The sequence below is a fragment of the Streptomyces sioyaensis genome (assembly GCF_004122735.1).
Classification (GTDB): Bacteria; Actinomycetota; Actinomycetes; order Streptomycetales; family Streptomycetaceae; genus Streptomyces; species Streptomyces sioyaensis.
The window spans coordinates 12026-30925 of sequence record NZ_SDIF01000038.1 but is presented as its reverse complement, the minus strand read 5'-3'; the positions used below and the strand labels follow the sequence as shown (position 1 = coordinate 30925).

At 71.0% G+C, this 18900-nt stretch carries 15 protein-coding genes; 8 read left to right on the top strand and 7 right to left on the bottom strand.

Annotation, left to right across the window (positions count from 1 at the left end; translation table 11 throughout):
• Positions 1-12 precede the first annotated feature (12 nt).
• Positions 13-378: a hypothetical protein gene (locus EST54_RS15710; protein ID WP_129248247.1), complete on the top strand. Its 366-nt coding sequence runs from the start codon at positions 13-15 to the stop codon at positions 376-378.
• An 11-nt stretch (positions 379-389) separates the two neighbouring features.
• Here EST54_RS15710 and EST54_RS15705 read toward each other — a convergent pair whose 3' ends face one another.
• Positions 390-1793, bottom strand: a complete 1404-nt coding sequence (locus EST54_RS15705; protein WP_129248246.1) for a sensor histidine kinase — start codon at positions 1791-1793, stop codon at positions 390-392.
• On the bottom strand, positions 1790-2512 hold the full coding sequence (locus EST54_RS15700) for a response regulator transcription factor (RefSeq protein WP_129248245.1): 723 nt from the start codon (positions 2510-2512) through the stop codon (positions 1790-1792). The genes EST54_RS15705 and EST54_RS15700 overlap by 4 nt, the downstream gene beginning before the upstream one ends.
• A 57-nt stretch (positions 2513-2569) precedes the next feature.
• Here EST54_RS15700 and EST54_RS15695 point away from each other — a divergent pair, with 57 nt between their 5' ends.
• Together EST54_RS15695 and EST54_RS15690 are read left to right on the top strand one after the other, a co-directional pair.
• The gene (locus EST54_RS15695) at positions 2570-3748 is read left to right on the top strand and encodes a UDP-N-acetylglucosamine--N-acetylmuramyl-(pentapeptide) pyrophosphoryl-undecaprenol N-acetylglucosamine transferase (RefSeq protein ID WP_129248244.1); all 1179 of its coding nucleotides are present in this window, start codon (positions 2570-2572) and stop codon (positions 3746-3748) included.
• The gene (locus tag EST54_RS15690) at positions 3745-4752 is read left to right on the top strand and encodes an SDR family NAD(P)-dependent oxidoreductase (RefSeq protein ID WP_129248243.1); all 1008 of its coding nucleotides are present in this window, start codon (positions 3745-3747) and stop codon (positions 4750-4752) included. The genes EST54_RS15695 and EST54_RS15690 overlap by 4 nt, the downstream gene beginning before the upstream one ends.
• 56 nt (positions 4753-4808) lie before the next feature.
• Here EST54_RS15690 and EST54_RS15685 read toward each other — a convergent pair whose 3' ends face one another.
• Positions 4809-5462, bottom strand: a complete 654-nt coding sequence (locus EST54_RS15685) for a TetR/AcrR family transcriptional regulator (protein ID WP_239012725.1) — start codon at positions 5460-5462, stop codon at positions 4809-4811.
• 359 nt (positions 5463-5821) lie between these two features.
• Here EST54_RS15685 and EST54_RS15680 point away from each other — a divergent pair, with 359 nt between their 5' ends.
• The 4 genes from EST54_RS15680 (at position 5822) to EST54_RS15660 (ending at position 10001) form a co-directional block, all read left to right on the top strand.
• A complete protein-coding gene (locus EST54_RS15680) occupies positions 5822-6793 on the top strand; it encodes a tetratricopeptide repeat protein (protein ID WP_129248241.1) in 972 nt (323 codons plus the stop codon).
• Positions 6794-7404: 611 nt separating this feature from the next.
• Positions 7405-8022: a DUF6230 family protein gene (locus EST54_RS15670; protein WP_093485228.1), complete on the top strand. Its 618-nt coding sequence runs from the start codon at positions 7405-7407 to the stop codon at positions 8020-8022.
• A 121-nt stretch (positions 8023-8143) separates the two neighbouring features.
• Positions 8144-8707, top strand: coding sequence for a DUF6114 domain-containing protein (locus tag EST54_RS15665; protein WP_129248240.1), 564 nt, complete (start codon positions 8144-8146; stop codon positions 8705-8707).
• An 88-nt stretch (positions 8708-8795) separates the two neighbouring features.
• The gene (locus EST54_RS15660) at positions 8796-10001 is read left to right on the top strand and encodes a hypothetical protein (protein ID WP_244942528.1); all 1206 of its coding nucleotides are present in this window, start codon (positions 8796-8798) and stop codon (positions 9999-10001) included.
• A 101-nt stretch (positions 10002-10102) separates the two neighbouring features.
• Here EST54_RS15660 and pyk read toward each other — a convergent pair whose 3' ends face one another.
• The 3 genes from pyk to pta form a co-directional block, all read right to left on the bottom strand.
• Positions 10103-11530 carry a pyruvate kinase gene (gene pyk / locus EST54_RS15655; protein ID WP_129248238.1) on the bottom strand — a complete coding sequence of 476 codons (1428 nt, stop codon included), beginning with the start codon at positions 11528-11530 and terminating at the stop codon, positions 10103-10105.
• Between the two features lie 61 nt (positions 11531-11591).
• A complete protein-coding gene (locus EST54_RS15650) occupies positions 11592-12812 on the bottom strand; it encodes an acetate kinase (RefSeq protein WP_129248237.1) in 1221 nt (406 codons plus the stop codon).
• A 47-nt stretch (positions 12813-12859) separates the two neighbouring features.
• Complete coding sequence (gene pta / locus EST54_RS15645; protein ID WP_129248236.1) at positions 12860-14956, bottom strand: phosphate acetyltransferase; 2097 nt, start codon at positions 14954-14956, stop codon at positions 12860-12862.
• 233 nt (positions 14957-15189) lie between these two features.
• Here pta and EST54_RS15640 point away from each other — a divergent pair, with 233 nt between their 5' ends.
• Complete coding sequence (locus tag EST54_RS15640; protein ID WP_129248235.1) at positions 15190-16215, top strand: ATP-dependent 6-phosphofructokinase; 1026 nt, start codon at positions 15190-15192, stop codon at positions 16213-16215.
• A gap of 92 nt (positions 16216-16307) precedes the next feature.
• On the opposite strand, the gene EST54_RS15635 is transcribed toward EST54_RS15640, so the two are convergent.
• Positions 16308-18854 (bottom strand): ABC transporter permease, encoded by a 2547-nt coding sequence (locus tag EST54_RS15635; RefSeq protein WP_129248234.1) that lies wholly within the window; start codon positions 18852-18854, stop codon positions 16308-16310.
• Positions 18855-18900 lie beyond the last annotated feature (46 nt).

Here is an 18900-nt window from a genome sequence, read left to right as displayed (position 1 = left end):
GAGCCCTGCCCCATGACCGGCAACAACGCCTTCACCCACCCCGGCGACCGGGAATACCCCATCGAGGAGAGGGACCTCTCCGAGGAGCAGAACGAGCACCTCACCTCCGCCCTGCGCGCCGTGCGCGACAACGCCGACGCGCCCTCCGAACTCCAGGACGTGGCCCGCAAGATGCTCGGCGGCCGCCTGGAGCTCAAGGACGTCCTCGACGACCCGTCAGGGTTCCGGGCGCTCACCGACGGCATTGCGGGGATGAGGGAGAGCTGGCGGTCGATGTCGCCGCAGGACCGGCAGGCGGTCCGGGCGAAGGTCGAGGAGAAGGCAGCGGAAGCGGAGGCCGAGGGGGTCGGCGCCACGTACCGGCCTCGTGAAGCGTGACGGCGTCCCCGTTATGCCACTCCGGCCGGCATCCGCAGCCGGAACAGCGCCCCGCCGCCCTGCGCCTGTTCGGCGCTGAGCTCGGCGCCGTGCGCGCGGGCGATCTGCCGGGCCATGGCCAGGCCCAGCCCCGAACCGGGCAGGGCGCGGGCGGCCTTCGCGCGGTAGAAGCGGTCGAAGACATGGGGGAGGTCCTCGGGCGCGATGCCGGGGCCGTGGTCGCGGACGGTCAGCTGCAACTCCCCTTCGCGGAGGGTGAGTTCGGCGTCCACCGGGCCGCCCGGCGGGGAGAACTTGGCGGCGTTGTCGAGGAGGTTGGACAGCAGCCGGGAGAGGCGGGCCGGCACTCCGGGGACCGTGCGGTCCGCCGCGGCCGGGTCGATGCCGGTGGTGAAGGTGATCTCCGGCCAGTGCTCGCCGGCGGTGGCCACCGCATGCTCCAGAAGGGCGGCCGGGCGGACCTGTTCGACCAGCGGCCGGGGTTCCTCGTCGCGGGCGAGTTCGATCAGGTCGTTGACGAGCGTGGTGACCTCGCGCAGCTGGCGGCCCAGCGCGGCCGAGGCGCGGTCGCGCTGAGCATCCGTCAGGCGGTCGGCGCGGGCAAGGAGTTCGGCGTTGGTGCGGAGCGCCGTCAGGGGGGTGCGCAGCTCGTGGGAGGCGTCGGCGACCAGCCGGCGCTGGGAGGTGACCGACTGCTCCAGCGCGTCGAGCATGGTGTTGAAGCTGGTGGCCAGCCGGGTGATCTCGTCCTCCCGGGCGAGCGGCTCCGCGGGCACGTCGATGCGGTGGCCGGCGTCGCGGGTGGCGGCGATCCGCTCCGCGGTGGCGGTGAGCCGGGCGACCGGGGCCAGGCCGGTACGCGAGACCCAGTAGCCGAGGGCGGCGGCCAGCAGCACCCCGCCGGCGCCGACCGTGGACAGCGCCCAGGCGGCCTGTTCCACGCTCCGGTCGACGGAGTCGGAGCGCTGGGCGACCTGCACGGCCTCGTCCCTGTTCCCCAGGCGCGTGGTGAGCATCCGGACCGGCTGCCCGGCCACTGACGTCTTCTGGTAGAAGGCCGGATGCCGGCCGGCGGCGACCTTCCGGGTGGCGTCCGAGACGGGCAGCACATACGGCTTGCGCGGGTCCTTGGCGGGGTCGGACGGCACGATCTGGATGCAGGTGGAGGCCGGGTACTGGCAGAGGGTGTCGCTCGGCGTCGGGCCCCAGTTCTGGCGCTGGCGGATGGCCTCGGTGGCCGCCTGGGCCAGGTTCCGGCCGAGCTGGCGGGTCATCTGGTAGTCGATGACGACGAACGCCGCCGCACAGACGCCGACCGCCACCAGTGCCACCGCGGCGGAGGCCGCCAGCGCCAGCCGGGTGCGCAGCGGGCGCCTGCGCCGCCAGCGGGCTCCCAGGCCGCGGGTGCCGGTCATGCGCCCTCCGCGTGGCCGAGGCGGTAGCCGATGCCGTGCACGGTGTGGACGAGCCGGGGCTCGCCGTCGGCCTCCAGTTTGCGGCGCAGGTAACCGATGTAGACGGCCAGGGAGTTGGAGTCCGGGCCGAAGTCGCGGCCCCAGACGCGCTCCAGGATCACCTCCCGGGGCAGCACCTGCCCCGGGTTCTGCAACAGCAGTTCCAGCAGGGCCCATTCGGTGCGGCTGAACTCCAGGGGGCGGTCGCCCCGGTGGCCGCTGCGGGTCAGCGGGTCGACCACCAGGTCGCCGAAGGTGAGGCGGGAGTCCTCGACGGCGGTGGTCGAGGCGCGGCGCAGCAGCGCGCGGACCCGGGCGACCAGCTCGTCCAGGGCGAACGGTTTGACGAGGTAGTCGTCGGCGCCGGCGTCGAGGCCGTCGACCCGTTCGCTGACCGAGTCCAGCGCGGTCAGCACGAGGATGGGCGTGCGGTCGTCCAGGGCGCGCAGCCGGCGGCAGACGGCCAGTCCGTCCAGGACGGGCATCATCACGTCCAGGACGAGGGCGTCCGGCTGCCAGGAGGCGACCTCCGAGAGGGCGGCCAGTCCGTCGGCGGCGCCGCGTACCTCATAGCCCTCCACGGCGAGGCCGTCCTCCACGGCGGCGCGCACCTCCGGTTCGTCATCGACGACGAGGATCCTGGCGGCGGGGGTGTTTCCGGGCGTGGGCGGCATGGACATAGGCTGCCAAACACCTCTCTTAGAAGCTTCTTAGGGCGTAACGCGAGCGTGGCGGCCATGCGCACACCACTCTCTGTCGTGATCGGTGCGGGCGGCACCGGCGGCCACATCTATCCCGGTCTCGCCCTCGCGGACGCCCTCCGCCGGGCCGTGCCCGACGCGGTGATCTCCTTCGTCGGGACCGAACGCGGCCTGGAGAAGGCGTTGATCCCGCAGGCCGGATACCGGCTGCACACCGTCGACATGATTCCCTTCGATCCCTCGCTCGGCGCCCGACGCTATCTGCTGCCGGCCGCGCTGCTTCGCTCGGGCGCCCAGTGTCGGGCGATCCTCAAGGAACAAAAGGCCCAGGTCGCGGTGGGTATGGGCGGCTACCCGAGCGCCCCGGTGATCGTCGGGGCGCGGATGGCCGGGCTGCCGAGCCTGATCCACGAGTCCAACGCGGTGCCCGGCCGGGCCAACAAGTTCGCCGCCCGGCTCACCCCGCACCTCGCCCTCGCCTTCGACCGCAGCCGGGAGCATCTGGCGGGCGGCGACCGGGCCGAGACGGTGGGGATGCCACTGGTGGGGCCGCTGGCCGAGCTGGACCGTACGGCGCTGCGCCCCGCGGCCCGCCGGGCGCTCGGCGTCCCGGACGGGGCCCGGCTGCTGCTGGTCAACGGCGGCAGCCTGGGGGCGGCCCGGCTGACCGAGGCGGCCATCGGACTGGCCGGCCGCTACCGGGGGCGCCGGGACCTGCGGCTGCTGATCAAGACCGGGCCCGCGGCCCTGGAGGAGACCTCCGCCCGGCTGGCGGAGAACGGCGGCTCGGCGGTCGCCGAGGCCGTGCCGTATCTGGACCGGATGGATCTGGCGTACGCGGCGGCCGATCTCGTGGTGTGCCGGGCCGGCTCGGCGACCGTCGCCGAGCTGGCCACGATCGGGATGCCGGCCGTCCTCGTGCCGTATCCGCACGCACCGGGCGATCACCAGACGCACAACGCGCGGGTGCTCTCCGACGCCGGGGCGGCGCTGCTGCTGCCCGACGCGGAGGCCTCCGACGGGCGGCTGGACGCACTGGTCACCCCGCTGCTCGACAACCCCGCCCGGCTCGCCGCGATGGGCCGGGCCGCCGACCCCGGTACCCATGCCCGGGCCGCCGACCTGCTCGCCGCCAAGGCGCTGGCACTGGCCGGTCACCCCCATGACTCGACCGCCTCCCTGCACTCGACCACCCCTCTGAAGGAGTCCGCATGAGCAACCACACCGCACAGCAGTGGGCCGGCCGCAAGGTCCTGGTCACCGGGGCCGAGGGATTCATCGGCTCGGCCCTCGTCGACATGCTGGTGGACGCCGGCGCCCAGGTACGCGCCTTCGTCCACTACAAGCCGTACGCCGAAAAGGGAAATCTGGCGCGCTATCTGGTGCCGGGCTCCCCGGTCGAGATGATCGCGGGGGACGTCCGGGACGCGGGCCGGGTGATGGACGCCGTCGCGGGCTGCGACACCGTCTTCCATCTCGCCGCGCTCATCGGGATCCCGTACAGCTACGACTCGCCGGGCGCGTACGTGCAGACGAACGTGGTGGGCACGGAGAACGTCGCGGAGGCCTGCCGGCGGTACGAGGTGCGCCGGATGGTGCACACGTCGACGAGCGAGGTCTACGGGACCGCACTGACCGTGCCGATCGGTGAGGACCACCCGCTGCAGCCGCAGTCGCCGTACTCCGCCTCGAAGATCGGCGCGGACATGATGGCGCTGTCGCACCGGCACGCGTTCGGGCTGCCGGTGACCGTGGTGCGGCCGTTCAACACCTACGGCCCCCGCCAGTCCGCACGGGCCGTGATCCCCACGATCCTGGCCCAACTCCACGCCGGCGCCCGGCAGATCAAGCTCGGCTCGCTCACCCCGACCCGCGACTTCACCTACGTCACCGACACCGCCGCCGGGTTCCTGGCGCTGGCCGACTGCGACCGGGCGCTGGGCGAGGTCGTCAACCTCGGCACCGGGCGGGAGATCTCCATCGGGGCGCTCGCCGAGGCGCTGATAGCGGCCTCGGGCCGGGAGGCCGAGGTGGTGGTGGACGCCGAGCGGCTGCGGCCCGCCGGCAGTGAGGTCGAGCGGCTGCTGTCCGACAACTCCCGGGCGCGCGAATGGGCTTCGTGGCGGCCGGAGGTGTCCCTGGAGCAGGGCCTGAAGTGGACCTCGGAGTGGGTGGCCGAGAACGTGCACCTCTTCGCGGCGGACCGCTACCAGGTCTGACCACCGCACCCGGGGCGGCCCGGTGTTCCCGGGGACACCGGGCCGCCCCGGGTGCGTCAGCTCCGGCCGTCGGGACCGGCCAGTCCGGTCAGCCCGGTCAGGAAGAGGGCGGTGAAGTCGCGGCCCCACTCGGCGTCCACGGGTTCGCCGCTGACCAGGGTGCGGTGCACGATCGCCCCGGCGATCACATCGAAGATCAGGTCCATGGCGCGGGCCGCCGCCCGGGCGCCGTCCTCGCCGTCGGTGTCCGGCGGCAGCTCGCCACGGGTCTGGGCGCGGGAGCGGCCGAGCGAGACCAGCCGCTTCTGGCGGTCGACGATCGCCGAGCGGATCCGTTCGCGCAGCGCCTCGTCGGTGGTGGACTCGGCGACCACGGCCATCAGCGCCGTCTTGGTCTCCGGCCGCGCGAGCAGCGCGCCGAACTGCAGCACCACGCCCTCGATATCGGAGCGCAGCGAGCCCCGGTCGGGGAGTTCGAGCTCGTCGAAGAGGACCGCCACGGCGTCCACGACGAGCTCGTTCTTGTTGGCCCAGCGGCGGTAGAGCGTCGTCTTGGCGACCCCGGCGCGGGCCGCCACCTCGCTCATGGTGAGCCGTCCCCAGCCCAGATCGACCAGCGCGGCGCGGGTCGCGCTGAGGATCGCGTGATCGGTCGCGGCGCTGCGCGGGCGGCCCGTGCGGCCTTTGCGGGGGCTGGCGGAGTCGTGCATGCGGGCGACCATACCGGGCAGTACGGGGCCGGGCGCCGTCCGCCGTGAGGGAGATCACTTCACGCAGGGCTGAAACCGGTTGTGGCGCGGGGTCGACGGCGAGTTACGCTACGGGTCGTAGCGAAAGAGTGATAGCCACTGGCTGTGGGTGGGGACCCATGGCCGCAACCGGTCCTCCTCGGGGCCGAATCGGGCAGCGATCCAGGACGTGCGCCGGCATTCCGGCGGGGCGTACGGAGCGGATGCGGTGCCCTGCGGAAGGTCCGGCGGCGATACCGGACCGGGGATTCCGCGTCGCCGACCGCATCGCTTTCCGGATCGCTTTTCGGAACGGACCGCCCAGGGGGGAGGATGGACCCATGCAGCCACGCAATATGTCCATGAGTGGAGTCGTCGACCTCGCCGCGCTGAAGGCGGCCGGGGAAGCGAAGCAGAAGGCGGAGCAGGCACGTGCCGAGGCCGCCCGTACGGGCCAGGCGCCCGCGAGCGGTGCCCGCCTGGTGTTCGACGTCGACGAAGCGGGGTTCCAGCAGGACGTCCTGCAGCGCTCCACCGAGGTCCCGGTCGTCATCGACTTCTGGGCCGAGTGGTGCGAGCCGTGCAAGCAGCTGGGTCCGCTGCTGGAGCGCCTCGCGGGGGAGTACGCCGGCAAGTTCGTGCTGGCCAAGATCGACGTCGACGCCAACCAGATGCTGTTCCAGCAGTTCGGGGTGCAGGGCATCCCGGCGGTGTTCGCCGTGGTGGCGGGCCAGCCGATCCCGCTGTTCCAGGGCGCGGCCCCGGAGGCGCAGATCCGCCAGGTGCTCGACCAGCTGGTGCAGGCCGCCGAGCAGCAGTTCGGCATCGTGGGGGCGCCCGTCGAGCCGTCGGCCGCGGACGAGCAGGAGCAGGCCGAGGCCCCGGTGCCGGCCGGTCCCTACGACGCCGTGCTGGAGGCCGCGAACCAGGCGCTCGACTCCGGCGATCTGGGCGGCGCCATCCAGGCCTACAAGAACGTGCTCTCCGACGACCCCGCCAACCCGGAGGCCAAGCTCGGTCTGGCGCAGGCCGAACTCCTGCGCCGGGTCCAGGATCTGGACCCGCAGGCCGTGCGCAAGGAGGCCGCGGAGAATCCGGCCGACGTGCCGGCGCAGATCCGTGCCGCGGACCTCGATCTGGTCGGCGGCCATGTCGAGGACGCCTTCGGCCGGCTGGTCGACGCGGTGAAGCGGAGTGCGGGCGACGACCGGGAGGCCGCACGGCTGCGGCTGCTGGAGCTGTTCGAGGTCATCGGCGCCGAGGATCCGCGGGTGACGGCGGCCCGTACCGCGCTGGCCCGGGTGCTGTTCTGACCCGCTGTTTCTGACTCGCCCGCTTGTGACCAGTACGCCCTCCGCGAGTTGACCGATCAAACGACGCAGCGGCCACGTTTTACCAAAACTTGGTAAACGTGGCCGCTGTTACTTGGAGTAAGCCTCAACCATCCTCTTGCGGCGGTCTGTCCGCAATTGACTCTTGTCCCCTTGCGGTGAGCAACCACCGTGTGTGTCCAGTTGATCTCGGTCCGTCGAAGCGTGTTTATCGGGCCGTTACCCGCAAGTAACGAGCCCCTTGTGCGGCGGCCGTGAATGGACCACGATCGGCCACGCTCGGTCCATTCCCGCAGCCCGGCATCCGGTTGGTGCCGCGGGGTACTTGGGTCCCCACCGAGTGGTCGGCGGCAGTGGCGCCGGCCGTGGACAGGGGGGTCTCTGCCCCATCCGGCAGGGCCTGTCCAGTGAGGTTGCGCGAGAGCGTGGCCAGTGGTTGTCGCTCGGGGGTGATCGCCGGTATTCGGAACACGATGTGCCTCCGAGAACGGGCGCTCTCCTTCCCGAGGACGTAGCACTTCTCCCATCCCAGGTACCGCGCCTCAACGGAGGTGGCAGGTACCGGAGATGTACGTCCGAGAAGGAGGAAAGTCATGGAGTCCCTGGCTCGTGGCGGGACCAGATGGAAGCGGTTCGCCGTCGTCATGGTGCCGAGCGTCGCGGCGACCGCCGCGATCGGTGTCGCCCTCTCGCAGGGTGCGCTCGCGGCATCGTTCAGCGTGTCCGGACAGCAGTTCAAGGTCGCTACAGACCGGCTGGACGGCACCGGATTTGTTCAGTACGGAGCCATTGACGCCCAGAAGGGCGGCAAGCAGGTCCCGGTGGCGGTCTCGGGGTTCTCGAACGCCAAGATCAGGAACCTGTGCCAGTCGGTGGTCGTTCCGGTCCCGGTCTTCGGCGATGTGTCGATGAAGCTGTCGGCCGGTGGCGGTGACACGCCCGTCGAGGCGAAGAACCTCTACATCGACCTCGACCAGCTGTCCGCGGACGCGACCTTCAACAACATCGACATCGGTGTTGCTGCGGGATCGACGACCAAGGGCCCGGGGATGCACAAGGGCGACAAGGCCGACCCGGGCTCGTTCGCCCAGCAGGCCGAGTCGGCCACGCTGACCCACGTCAAGCAGCAGGCCTGGGCCACGACGGCCGGCACGTTCAAGCTCAGCGGCCTGAAGATGAGCGTCGCCAAGGGCAAGAGCGAGTGCTACTGACGCACTGAGCGTACGGGCGCGGGGGAGCAATGCCGTTCCCCGTGCCCGTACGCCGGGTAGTGCCAAGTAGAACACTCCAGCACAGAACCACCGATTTGCCAGTCCCGAGGAGCTGTACGACATGAGCGCCGAAACGCGACCACGGCTGATCGAGACCATCGGCCGCAAGCGGCTTTCGTTCCGGGAGTGGCGCGGACACCGCCCGTTCTGGGGCGGAATGCTGACCCTGCTGGCCGGCATCCCGATCATGTACATCCCTTACGCGAATCTCACGATCGGTTCCCTGACCGTCCGCATGGCGACCACCGCCGGCGCCGGCTCGCTGATCATCGGCGTACTGCTGGTCGTGCTCGGTCTCACCATGTGGTTTCAGCCGGCCTCCCGCGTCTTCGCGGGGGTGGCGGCGATTCTGCTCTCCCTGGTCTCCCTGGTCGTCTCGAACTTCGGCGCCTTCCTGATCGGCTTCCTTCTGGGGCTGATCGGCGGTGCGCTGGGTGTCTCCTGGGCGCCGGGCAAGGCCGCTCGCAGCGAGGACGACGACGATCCGGCCGCCAGGACGGTTGCCGGACCCGTGGTCGCCACGCACCCCGCGCCGGTCGCCGGTCCCGGGTTGGGCAAGGGGCTGGACGACCTGTCAGGAACCAGCCCGACCAACGGAACGAACGGGAGGCACTGTGCCGGGTGACGAGCTGCACGCGGAGAGCGCAGCTGCCGGGGCGAGAGGCGGGCCGCGACACGCGGCCCCCAGGAAGCCTTTGCTGACGCGGCTCCACGTGCCCGCGGGCAAGGCGATAGCCATCGCCGCCATGCCGTCCGCGGTGCTGATGGGCATGGGGCTGACGCCCCAGATGGCAATAGCGAAGCCGGCGCCCAAGAGCCCCTTCAAGGACGGTCCTTGCGTCACCGCACCGGACAAGGCCGGCCAGAAGGACGCCAAGGCCAAGGACGGTGCGAAGGACGACACGGGCACGAAGGGCGGCACCAAGCCGTCCGACAAGCCCAGTGCCGAGCCGTCCGCCGCACCTTCGTCGTCGGCCGGCAAGGACGCGGAGAGCAAGCCCGCGCCCGCGCCGTCCGCCTCCAAGGAGAGCAGCGAGCCCTCGGGTTCGGCGACCCCGTCGCCCTCGCCCTCCGAGGACAACAAGGACGGCGGTGTGCTCGGCGGCATCGGCGATGCGCTCGGCGGTCTGCTGGGCGGCGACAAGTCCGACGACTCCGCCGCCTCGCCGAGCCCTTCGACGTCCGCGTCGGCCACGCCGAGTCCCTCGCCGTCGGCCTCCAAGGACTCCGCGTCCACCGACTCCGGGTCCGCCCTGGAGAAGGCCACCAAGCCGGTCACGGACACGGTCGGCGGTCTCAAGGACGGCGCCGGCAAGGCCGGTGACAGCCTCAAGAACGGCTCGAAGACGGTCAACGACACCGTCCACGGCGCCGTGGGTGCGGCGGACAACGCCCTGCCCGGCGGCGGCCTCGACGGCAAGGACTCCAGCGGCAAGAAGTCCTTCCCGTGCGTCGTCGAGAACAAGCAGAAGGGCAAGGACGAGCAGACCCCCGTCACCCTGCCCGACGACCCCTGGCACCTGGAGTCCAGCGCGCTCACCCTGCGCGGTCTGAACTACGAAGGCGTCGTCAACGTCCAGACGCAGAACGGCCACACCAAGCAGGCCCTGAAGTTCACCGCCGACAGCGTCGACATCGGTGATCTGCATCAGACCGTCGATGACAAGGCGTCCGGGAAGAAGTACCACGTCCAGGCGTCCCAGGGGTCCACGTCCACGATCCGCGGCGGCAAGGTGACGATGTACACCGAGCGGCTGCAGGGCAACCTCTTCGGGTTGATCCCGATCGTCTTCGACCCCGAGCACCCGCCGCCGCTCAACGTCCCGTTCGCGTACTTCACCAAGGTGAAGATCGACCAGGCGGGCCAGTTCGGCGGCAACCTCCACGTCCCGGGTCTGCACCAGTTCATGACCGGCTGAGGAACGACCCGGGCCACCGACCCGTTCGGGAGCCGCAGAAAACGGCGGTGGGCCGCCCCCTCCCCCAGGGGGCGGCCCACCGCCGTTTTCGCGCGCCGGACTCAGGCCTGCTGGCCGCCGAGGTGGTGCACCCGGACCATGTTGGTGGTGCCGGGAACGCCGGGGGGCGAACCGGCGGTGATCAGCATGGTGTCGCCCTTGCTGTAGCGCTGGAGCTTGAGCAGCTCGGCGTCCACCAGGTCGACCATCGCGTCGGTGTTGTCGACGTGCTGCACGACGAAGCTGTCGACGCCCCAGCTCAGCGTGAGCTGGTTGCGGGTGGAGGCTTCGGTGGTGAAGGCCAGGATCGGCTGGGACGCGCGGTAGCGGGAGAGCCGGCGGGCGGTGTCACCGGACTTGGTGAAGGCCACCAGCGCCTTGCCGTCGAGGAAGTCGGCCATCTCGCAGGCCGCACGGGCCACCGCACCGCCCTGCGTGCGCGGCTTCTTGCCGGGCACCAGCGGCTGCAGGCCCTTGGAGAGCAGCTCCTGCTCGGCCGCCTCGACGATCTTCGACATGGTCTTGACGGTCTCGATGGGGTACTGGCCGACCGAGGACTCCGCGGAGAGCATCACCGCGTCGGCGCCGTCGAGGATGGCGTTGGCGACGTCGGAGGCCTCGGCGCGGGTCGGCCGGGAGTTGGTGATCATCGACTCCATCATCTGGGTCGCCACGATCACCGGCTTGGCGTTGCGGCGGCACAGCTCGATGAGCCGCTTCTGCACCATCGGGACCTTCTCCAGCGGGTACTCCACCGCCAGGTCGCCGCGGGCGACCATGACGGCGTCGAAGGCCATCACGACCTCCTCCATGTTGGCCACCGCCTGCGGCTTCTCGACCTTGGCGATGACCGGGACCCGGCGGCCCACCTCGTCCATGACGCGGTGCACGTCCTGGACGTCCTTGGCGTCCCGGACGAAGGACAGCGCGACCATGTCGCAGCCCATCCGCAGGGCGAACTTCAGGTCCTCGATGTCCTTCTGGGACAGCGCGGGGACGTTCACCGCGGCACCGGGGAGGTTGATGCCCTTGTGGTCGGAGATGACTCCGCCCTCGATGACGATGGTCCGCACCCGCGGGCCGTCGACCTCGATGACCTGGAGCGCGACGTTGCCGTCGTTGATCAGGACCGGGTCGCCCTTGGACACGTCGCCGGGCAGGCCCTTGTAGGTGGTGCCGCAGATGGTCTTGTCGCCGGGGACGTCCTCGGTGGTGATGACGAACTCGTCCCCGCGCACCAGCTCCACGGGGCCGTCGGCGAAGGTCTCCAGGCGGATCTTGGGGCCCTGGAGGTCGGCCAGCACGCCGACCGCGCGGCCGGTCTCCTCGCAGGCCTTTCGGAGGCGGTGATACCGCTCCTCGTGCTCCGGCTGGGTCCCGTGGCTCATATTGAAACGGGCCACGTTCATGCCGGCCTCGATCAGCGTCTTCAGCTTCTCGTAGGAGTCGACGGCGGGGCCCAGGGTGCAGACGATTTTGGAACGGCGCATGGGCGGAATCCTATCGGTTTGTTTAGGAGCGGAATTTATCGGTCGGCCGAAACACCGAGTCCTAGGCGCTGACCAGGGCGTATGTCTGCTGGGCGATCTCCAGTTCCTCATCGGTGGGCACCACGGCGACCGCGACCCGGGAGCCCTCGGGCGAGATCAGCCGGGGCTCGTCGGACCGTACGGCATTGCGGTCCGCGTCCACCGCCATGCCCATCTGCTCCAGACCGGCGATCGCGGCCGCGCGCACCGGGGCGGCGTTCTCGCCGACGCCCGCGGTGAAGGCCACCGCGTCCACCCGGCCGAGCACCGCGGTGTACGCGCCGAGGTACTTCTTCAGCCGGTGGATGTAGATGTCGAAGGCGAGCTGGGCGCGCGCCCCGTCCTCGCCGCCCGCGTCGATCCGGCGCCGGATCTCCCGCATGTCGTTGTCGCCGCACAGCCCGATCAGCCCGCTCTTCTTGTTGAGCAGCTCGTCGACCTCGTCCTCCGACATCCCGGCCACCCGCTTGAGGTGGAAGGTCACCGCCGGGTCGATGTCACCGGAGCGGGTGCCCATGACCAGGCCCTCCAGCGGGGTCAGGCCCATGGAGGTGTCCACGCAGCGGCCGCCGGCCACTGCCGAGGCGGAGGCGCCGTTGCCCAGGTGCAGCACGATGACGTTGACCTCGGAGGGGTCCTTGCCCAGCAGCGCCGCGGTCTTGCGGGAGACGTAGGCGTGCGAGGTGCCGTGGAAGCCGTAGCGGCGGATGCGGTGGGCGTCGGCGGTCGCCACGTCGATGGCGTAACGGGCCGCGTACTCCGGCATCGTGGTGTGGAAGGCGGTGTCGAAGACCGCGACCTGCGGCAGATCGGGGCGCAGCGCCCGGGCGGTCCGGATGCCGGTGATGTTGGCCGGGTTGTGCAGCGGCGCGACCGGCACCAGCCGCTCGATCTCCGTCAGCACCGCGTCGTCGATCACGGTCGGCTCGGTGAACTTCAGCCCGCCGTGCACCACCCGGTGCCCGATCGCGGCCAGCTGGGGGGAGTCGAGGCCGAGCCCGTCGGCGGCCAGCTCCGCGGCGACGGCCTTCAGCGCCGTCGTGTGGTCGGCTATCGGGCCCTCGGTCTCGCGGGTGTCGCCACCGGTGGCCAGCGGGGTGTGCGCCAGGCGCGAGGTCTCCTCGCCGATCCGCTCGACGAGGCCGGCGGCGAGGCGTGCGCCGTCGTGCATGTCGAGCAGCTGGTACTTCAGCGATGAGGAGCCGGAGTTGAGGACGAGTACGCGGGTGGCGGTGGCAGTCATGGAGCGCTCTCCGAGAGGGGGAGGGGGCGGGCGGAGGGGGGTCGCGGTCACGCGGCGGGGCCGGCGCCGGGCCGCTCGCCCTGCGCCTGGATGGCGGTGATGGCCACGGTGTTGACGATGTCCTGCACCAGAGCGCCGCGCGAGAGGTCGTTGACCGGCTTGCGCAGACCCTGCAGGACCGGGCCGACGGCGACCGCACCGGCCGAGCGCTGCACGGCCTTGTAGGTGTTGTTGCCGGTGTTGAGGTCCGGGAAGATCAGCACGGTGGCCTTGCCGGCGACATCGGACTCGGGCAGCTTGGTCCGCGCGACCGCCGCGTCCACCGCCGCGTCGTACTGGATCGGGCCCTCGACCAGCAGATCGGGGCGCAGCGTGCGGACGATCTCGGTGGCCTTGCGGACCTTGTCGACGTCGGCGCCGGAGCCGGAGGTGCCGGTGGAGTACGACAGCATCGCGATCCGCGGCTCGACGCCGAACTGCGCGGCAGTGGTGGCCGACTGGATCGCGATGTCCGCCAGCTGCTCGGCGTCCGGGTCCGGGTTGACCGCGCAGTCGCCGTAGACCAGCACCCGGTCGGCCAGGCACATGAAGAAGACCGAGGAGACGATCTGGGCGTTCGGCTTGGTCTTGATGATCTCGAAGGCGGGGCGGATGGTGGCGGCGGTGGAGTGCACCGCACCGGAGACCATGCCGTCGGCCAGACCCTCCTGGACCATCAGCGTGCCGAAGTAGGAGACGTCCGCGACCACGTCGTAGGCCAGCTCGACGCTGACGCCCTTGTGGGCGCGCAGCGCGGCGTAGCGCTCGGCGAACCGCTCGCGCAGCGGGGAGGTCTGCGGATCGATGATCTGCGCGTCCGCCAGGTCGATGGCCAGGTCGGCGGCGCGCTTGCGGATCGCCTCCTCCTCGCCCAGCAGCGTCAGCTCGCACACGTCGCGGCGCAGCAGCACGTCGGCGGCGCGCAGCACCCGCTCCTCGCCGCCCTCGGGGAGGACGACCCGGCGGCGGGCGGAGCGGGAGCGCTCGATCAGCTCGTGTTCGAACATCATCGGGGTCACCCGGCCGGAGCGGGCGACGGAGATCCGGTTCGTCAGCTCCACGGTGTCCACATGCCGCTCGAACAGGCCGAGCGCGGTCTCCGCCTTGCGCGGCGAGGCGGCGTTCAGCTTGCCCTCGATCGCGAACAGCTCGCCGGCGGTCGGGAAGGATCCGCCGGGTACGGAGACGACCGGGGTGCCGGGGGCGAGCCGGCCCGCCAGCGCCATGATGTCCGGGCCGGGCCGCTCGTCGAGGGTGAGCAGCACACCGGCGATCGGCGGGGCACCGGCGCTGTGCGCGGCGAGCGAGCCGATGACCAGGTCCGCCCGGTCCCCGGGGGTCACCACGAGGCAGCCGGGCGTGAGCGCCTTGAGGAAGGTCGGCAGCATGGCGCCGCCGAAGACGAAGTCCCGGGCGTCCCGGGCGAGCCCCGAGTCGTCGCCGAGCAGCACCTCGGCGCCGAGGGTGTGCACGATCTGGCTGACGGTCGGCGCGGAGAGCGAGCCGTCCTCGGGGAGGGCGTAGCAGGGCACGGGGAGGCGGGCGGCGAGCCGCTCGACGACGGCCGTGCGGTGCTCGGGCGCCACCCGGTTGACGACCACGGCGACGACGTCGCAGCCCAGCGAGTGGTAGGCGCGGTAGGCGTTGTGGGCCTCGGCGCGCACCGACTCGGCCTCCTGGCCCTGACCGCCGACGACGGCCAGTACGGCGGCACCGAACTCGTTGGCCAGGCGCGCATTGAGGTTCAGCTCGTCGGGGAGGCTGGTGGCCGCGTAGTCCGAGCCGAGGACCAGGACGTACTCGTACTCCCTGGCCACGGCGTGGAAGCGGTCGACGAGCCGGGAGACCAGTTCGTCGGTGCCGCGCTCGGCCTGGAGGGCGGCGGCCTCCTCGTAACCGAGGCCGTGGACGGTGTCGGCGGGCTGGGTGAGCCGGTAGCGCGCCCGCAGCAGGTCGAAGAGCCGGTCGGGTCCGTCGTCGTGGATCAGCGGGCGGAAGACGCCCACCCGGTCGACTTGGCGGGTCAGGAGCTCCATGACTCCCAGCTCGATGACCTGACGGCCGTCGCCGCGGTCGATCCCGGTCACGTACACGCTCCGCGTCACGCGTGCTCTCCGATCCATTCCGTTGGTCGCAAGGTAAAAATTAGCCGTTATGGTGGGCATGCCCCTCTTGACAATACCTGCGCGTGTGGCTAGGTCGCTCTCCCAGTTTCCCTTGTGCAGCCCGTGCAGGAACAGTAGGGGTGAGGTCCGGCGGGCGGGGAGGGCCGGGCCTCCCGTGAAACAATCGGACCGGCTCACACGGAACCGACAGCGAGCACAGGAGACACAGCACGATGCGTATCGGAGTCCTCACCGCAGGCGGCGACTGCCCCGGCCTCAACGCTGTGATCCGGTCGGTGGTCCATCGCGCCCTCACCGGGCACGGCGACGAGGTCATCGGCTTCGAGGACGGCTTCTCGGGCCTGCTCGACGGCCGCTTCCGCAAGCTCGACCTCGAAGCGGTCAGCGGCATCCTCGCCCGCGGCGGCACCATCCTCGGTTCCTCGCGGCTGGAGCGCGCCCGGCTCCAGCAGGCCTGCGAGGACGCCAAGGACCACTCCAAGGACTACGGCATCGACGTCCTCATCCCGATCGGCGGCGAGGGCACCCTGACCGCCGCCCGGATGCTGTCGGACGCCGGGCTCCCGGTCGTCGGCGTTCCCAAGACCATCGACAACGACATCTCCTCCACCGACCGCACCTTCGGCTTCGACACCGCCGTCGGCGTCGCGACCGAGGCCATCGACCGCCTCAAGACCACCGCGGAGTCGCACCAGCGGGTCATGGTCGTCGAGGTGATGGGCCGGCACGCGGGCTGGATCGCGCTGGAGTCCGGCATGGCCGGCGGCGCCCACGGCATCTGCCTTCCCGAGCGCGGCTTCGAGGTCAACGACCTGGTCACGATGGTCGAGGAGCGCTTTGCCCGGGGCAAGAAGTTCGCCGTGGTCTGTGTCGCCGAGGGGGCGCACCCGGCCCCCGGCAGCATGGAGTACAAGAAGGGCGCCATCGACCAGTACGGCCACGAGCGGTTCTCCGGCATCGGCAACGCGCTCGCCCACGAGCTGGAAAAGCGCCTCGGCAAGGAGGCCCGGCCGGTCATTCTCGGCCATGTCCAGCGCGGCGGTACCCCCACCGCCTACGACCGGGTGCTCGCCACCCGCTTCGGCTGGCACGCCGTCGAGGCCGCGCACCGCGGCGACTTCGGCCGGATGACCGCGCTGCGCGGCACCGACATCACGATGGTGCCGCTGGCCGACGCGGTCACCGAGCTCAAGACGGTGCCCGAGTGGCGGATGGACGAGGCCGAGTCGGTCTTCTGACCCCCGGTCTTCCCCCGGAAAAACAGCGGCGGCGCGCCTGTCCTCGGCCGGGGACAGGCGCGCCGCCTTTGTGGGGGGTGGCGGTCAGACGGTCACTGGGCGCCGATGGCCTCCAGCATGTTCAGCCGGGCCGCGCGGCGGGCCGGCCAGAGGGCGGCCAGCACCCCCACGACCAGCGCGATCAGTACGAACAGCGCGAGCCGGCCCCAGGGCAGCATCAGCTCGTAGGTGGGCAGGCCCTTGCTGACCAGGTTGCCGACGGCCCAGGAGCAGAAGACACCCACCGCGATGCCCAGGCCCGCGCCGAACAGCGCGATGACCACCGACTCCAGCCGGACCATCTGCTTGATGCCGCTGCGGGCCAGGCCGATCGCCCGCAGCATCCCGATCTCACGGGTCCGCTCGAAGACCGACATGGCGAGGGTGTTGACAACGCCCACCACCGCGATGATGACGGCCATGCCCAGCAGCCCGTAGGAGACGTTGAGCACCATCTCGATGCTCGCGGCGTTCTCCTTGCGCAGGTCGGCGTGGTCCTGGACCTTCAGCAGCGGGCTGTCGCCGAGGGCGTGCCGGATCTGCTTCTCCAGCCCCTCCGACGGGCCGTCCTGGGCCTTCGCCAGCAGTGACTCGACCATCGGCACGAGCTGGTGCGGCGCCGCCAGCGAGGTGGCGCCGATCGAGTCGCCGAGCAGCTCGTTGTCCGCGTAGATCCCGACGATCTTGAGCTTCGCCTTCTTCTTGTCGTAGAAGGTGGCGTCCAGGGTGTCGCCGGTGTGCCAGCCCTTCATCTTGGCCATCTCCTGGGAGACCGCGATGTCGTTGCCTCCGGCGCCCTTCAACGAACCGCTGATGAAGTCCAGTTGGGTGAGCTTGCCGATCGTGCTGAGGTCGGTGCCCATCAGGCCCATGGAGGAGTTGGGGGTCGTGAAGCCCGTATTGCGCAGCGGAGCCGCCGCCTCGATGCCCGGGACGTCCGCCACCTTCTGCGACAGCTCGGGGTCCAGACCGGCGGAGGTCCCGATCTTGTAGTCGGCCTTCAGCCCCTGGGCCGTCATCGTGTCCATGGCCTGCCCGGCCGAGTTCCCGACGACCGTCATACCGGTGATCAGGGTGAGGCCGATCATCAGCGCCGAAGCGGTCGCCGCCGTACGGCGGGGGTTGCGCAGCGTGTTCTCCTTGGCCAGCTTGCCGCTGATGCCGAAGAGCCGGGTGGTGACGACGCCCGCCAGCGAGACCAGCGGCCGGGACAGCATCGGCGCGAGGATGATGACGCCGGTCAGCGTCAGCGCGCCGCCCACCATCGCGATCGGCAGGTCGTCGGCGTCCTTCAGCGTGGAGACGTAGCACATGGTCGCGATGCCGAGGCCGGTGATGACCGCGCCGAGGGAGTTGCGGAGCACCAGGCTGCGCAGTGCCGGCGGCGCCTCGACGGTGTTGAGCGCCTCCACCGGGGCGATCTTCGCCGCCTTGCGGGACGGCAGCCAGGCGGCCAGTACGGTCACCACGACGCCCACACCGAGCGCGGAGAGCACCGCGGCCGGGCTGATGACGACCGGTCCGTCCGGGAAACCCGCGCCATTCGCTTCGAGCACCGCCCGCAGGCCCACGGCGAGGCCGGTGCCCAGCGCGAATCCGACGGCCGACGAGATCAGGCCCAGCAGGGCCGCCTCCGCGAGCACCGAGCGCACGACCTGACGGCGGGAGGCGCCGATCGCGCGCATCAGGGCGATCTCCCGGCTGCGCTGGGAGATCAGCATGGTGAAGGTGTTGGCGATGATGAAGACGCCGACGAACAGCGCGATCCCGGCGAAGGTCAGCAGCGTCTGGCTCAGGGCCTCGTTCTGGCTGGCGACCATCCTGGACTGCTCGGCGGCGAGATCGGTGCCGCTGGTCGCCGTGGCGCGGTCCTTGGGCAGCACCTCGCTGACCTTGGCGGTCAGTTCCTGCTGATCGGCGCCGGGCGCGGCAGCGATCACCAGCTCGTCGAACTGGCCGGGGTGCAGGAACAGCTTCTGCGCGGTGGCGGTGTCGAAGAGCGTCAGGCTGCCGCCCGCGGTGACCTGCGGGTCGTCGGTGGAGACGATGCCGACCAGCTTCTTCGTCAGCACCGGGCCGTCGGTGGCGAGCCGCACGGAGTCACCGATCTTGCGGCCGGACGCCTTCGCGGTCGCCTCGTCCAGCGCGATCTCGTTGCCGGCGGCCGGTCCGCGGCCCTTCAGCAGCGGGTAGCGGGGGTCGTGACCGTCCTTGTCCGGCTGGAAGTTGGTGGCGAGGTTCTGCCAGTCGTGGCCGAGCGGCACATTGTCCGGGCCGGCGACGGTGGCCGTGCCCTTGACATTGCTGCGTACGGACTGCACGCCGGGCAGTGCGCGGACTTTGTCCGCCAGCTTTTCGTCGACAAGGGTGGTCCGCCTGCGGTCCTTGCCGACGTCCGGGGAGCTGTCGGCGGCCTCGGCCTGGACGGAGACGGCCACCCCGTCGAGGTTCTTCTCGGACGCCTTCTTGACGGCCGAGCCGACGGTGTCGCTGAAGATGAGGGTGCCGGCGACGAAGGCGACGCCGAGCAGGACCGCGAGCGCGGTCATCATCAATCGGGCTTTGTGCGCAAGGACGTTGCGCAGGGCGGTTCGCAGCATGGTGGTGGTGTCAGTCCTGGTCCGGTGGCTCGGGATGAAGGGCAGC

Coding starts and splice junctions, on each gene's coding strand:
- EST54_RS15710 (WP_129248247.1), top strand. CDS start 13: ATGACCGGCAACAACGCCTTCACCCACCCCGGCGACCGGGAATACCCC.
- EST54_RS15705 (WP_129248246.1), bottom strand. CDS start 1,793: ATGACCGGCACCCGCGGCCTGGGAGCCCGCTGGCGGCGCAGGCGCCCG.
- EST54_RS15700 (WP_129248245.1), bottom strand. CDS start 2,512: ATGTCCATGCCGCCCACGCCCGGAAACACCCCCGCCGCCAGGATCCTC.
- EST54_RS15695 (WP_129248244.1), top strand. CDS start 2,570: ATGCGCACACCACTCTCTGTCGTGATCGGTGCGGGCGGCACCGGCGGC.
- EST54_RS15690 (WP_129248243.1), top strand. CDS start 3,745: ATGAGCAACCACACCGCACAGCAGTGGGCCGGCCGCAAGGTCCTGGTC.
- EST54_RS15685 (WP_239012725.1), bottom strand. CDS start 5,462: ATGCACGACTCCGCCAGCCCCCGCAAAGGCCGCACGGGCCGCCCGCGC.
- EST54_RS15680 (WP_129248241.1), top strand. CDS start 5,822: ATGCAGCCACGCAATATGTCCATGAGTGGAGTCGTCGACCTCGCCGCG.
- EST54_RS15670 (WP_093485228.1), top strand. CDS start 7,405: ATGGAGTCCCTGGCTCGTGGCGGGACCAGATGGAAGCGGTTCGCCGTC.
- EST54_RS15665 (WP_129248240.1), top strand. CDS start 8,144: ATGAGCGCCGAAACGCGACCACGGCTGATCGAGACCATCGGCCGCAAG.
- pyk (WP_129248238.1), bottom strand. CDS start 11,530: ATGCGCCGTTCCAAAATCGTCTGCACCCTGGGCCCCGCCGTCGACTCC.
- EST54_RS15650 (WP_129248237.1), bottom strand. CDS start 12,812: ATGACTGCCACCGCCACCCGCGTACTCGTCCTCAACTCCGGCTCCTCA.
- EST54_RS15640 (WP_129248235.1), top strand. CDS start 15,190: ATGCGTATCGGAGTCCTCACCGCAGGCGGCGACTGCCCCGGCCTCAAC.
- EST54_RS15635 (WP_129248234.1), bottom strand. CDS start 18,854: ATGCTGCGAACCGCCCTGCGCAACGTCCTTGCGCACAAAGCCCGATTG.